The organism is Oleiphilus sp. HI0128 (assembly GCF_001635365.1).
In genome coordinates, this window is the sequence record NZ_LWGG01001546.1 from 1 (window position 1) to 952 (window position 952).

The window sequence follows — 952 nt, forward strand, 5'->3', positions numbered from 1 at the left end:
GACTTTTGAAAAAAAGGCGAAAGAACTCAATCAACTTGCGTCTGATAACTCCGCACTCTCGCAGATTACCGGAGCAATTAATGACAACTGGAAAACTATATATAAAGGTCGCCACCTTGGTGAAGCTGAACTTAGCTTTCCTGTTGGTGACGTAGATGAAATTCTGCGCCTTATACAATTACAATTTATGCCAGATGCCACAGGCAATAAGGTAAATACTAACCGTCTTAGTGACGGCCAAAAATCCCTTGTTTATTTTGCTTTGACAAAGGCTCTTTTTGATATCGATGCCGCAACTCGAAAGGCTGTTGTCAGTCGCGAGGTTTCGAATTTCGATGAAGATAAAATGAAGCTGCCAATCTTTAGCTTGATCGCGCTTGAAGAACCTGAAAATCACTTGTCCCCTCACTATTTGGGGAGAATTATAAGCTTGGTAAAAGACTATGGTTCAAATGAACTATGCCAGTCCGTTGTTGCTACGCACTCTGCATCTTTGGTGGGGAGGATTGAGCCCCAACAAATTCGTCACTTCAGGCTGGACAATGAGGAAGTTTGTTCACGTGTTCAGAAGTTAGAACTTCCTAAAGAAGGGGATGAGCAAGCAAAATATATCCGTGAGGCAGTAAAAGCCTATCCTGAAATATATTTCTCAAAGCTCGTCATACTTGGAGAAGGTGATAGCGAGCAAGTTATTCTCCCCAAACTATTGGAGCACTATGGTAAAGATATAGATTCGCATTCGATTTCTGTAGTTCCATTGGGTGGGCGACATGTAAATCATTTTTGGCGTTTGCTTAACTCTCTTAAAATACCATTTGTAACATTGCTTGATTTTGATATAGACCGAAATGGTGGCGGCTTTGGCCGTATGAAGTATGCCATCGAACAACTTAGTAGTTTTAATCCTAACCTAGAGTATTTGCATTCGAAGGTGCTCACATATATTCCAAAC

At 41.1% G+C, this 952-nt stretch carries 1 protein-coding gene; it reads left to right on the forward strand.

What is annotated here, in order from left to right:
• A partial coding sequence (locus A3763_RS25415) for an ATP-dependent endonuclease (protein WP_156495332.1) occupies positions 1–952 on the forward strand: 952 nt, incomplete at both ends.